Below are 885 nucleotides of genomic sequence, written 5' to 3'. Positions count from 1 at the left end.
GGAGGATTTTTCTAAACATAAAATAATATACCCTGACATAATGAGAATGCCTAGAAAAGTTGAACAATTGGATACCTATCCATATTTTTACCTTGATCAGAATGGATTTTTCATTGAAGCAACTAATTTTATGATGACTGGTGAAAATATTGATCTTGTTTATTTATTTCTTGTGTCTGATGTAGGTTTTTTTATATTTTCAAGATTTTATGCTGGACCACAATTCGATGAAACAGGTTTCAGATATAAAAAAGCTTATTTAGATGAAACATATATACCTATACCAAACCCAGACATAATTAATATGCTCCGCGAGATCGATCTTAATACAAATAAAGATAATATTACAGAAGTTAACAAAATATGGTTTAACTGTCTAAATCTCAATAAAACAGAAATAGATTTTATAAACCAATATAAAAAAAATATTATTGAAGCTAGTTTAAAAGATGAGGTTATTCCAACCACTGAATAGAAATCTAAATATAATAAGATTCAATAAATGAAATTTCCTCACTTGTTAAATTTAATAAATTGTAAATTTCTAGATCTAGTATAGATTCAATTTCATAAGCAAAAGAATTATCACTCAAAATTTGATCAATAATAACTTCAAATTTTTCATTTATTTCAATGCTAGGTATTGGTATTGATAATGGTTGTATTGCTTGAACACTTATTAGTAAATCACCCGTACCTGTTTGTGGAGCATCTTTCAAGAGGTATTTACCTAATTTTGAATTTAAGAATGCCACTAAAAATTTTATATTATCACCTGTTGCAAAGCATGTACTATCTAGTGCTAGTGCTCCTGAGTCATCATATGAAAAACGAAGTATAGAACCAACTCTTTTCCAAACCATTTTATGTTTAGAAAAATCCTCC

General features: G+C 27.5%; 1 protein-coding gene and 1 pseudogene. One reads left to right on the top strand and one right to left on the bottom strand.

What is annotated here, in order from left to right:
* Nucleotides 1-475 (top strand): annotated as a pseudogene (locus LKL37_RS22995) (hypothetical protein); the annotation flags it as partial.
* Between the two features lie 4 nt (nucleotides 476-479).
* On the opposite strand, the gene LKL37_RS22990 reads toward LKL37_RS22995, so the two are convergent.
* Nucleotides 480-885, bottom strand: a 406-nt coding sequence (locus tag LKL37_RS22990) for a hypothetical protein (protein WP_431612570.1), incomplete at its 5' end; no start/stop codon positions are given.

The sequence above is a fragment of the Chryseobacterium sp. 'Rf worker isolate 10' genome, assembly GCF_050753305.1.
Lineage (GTDB): Bacteria > Bacteroidota > Bacteroidia > Flavobacteriales > Weeksellaceae > Chryseobacterium.
The sequence above is the reverse complement of the archived record's forward strand: the minus strand, read 5'-3'. Positions and strand labels throughout refer to the sequence as shown.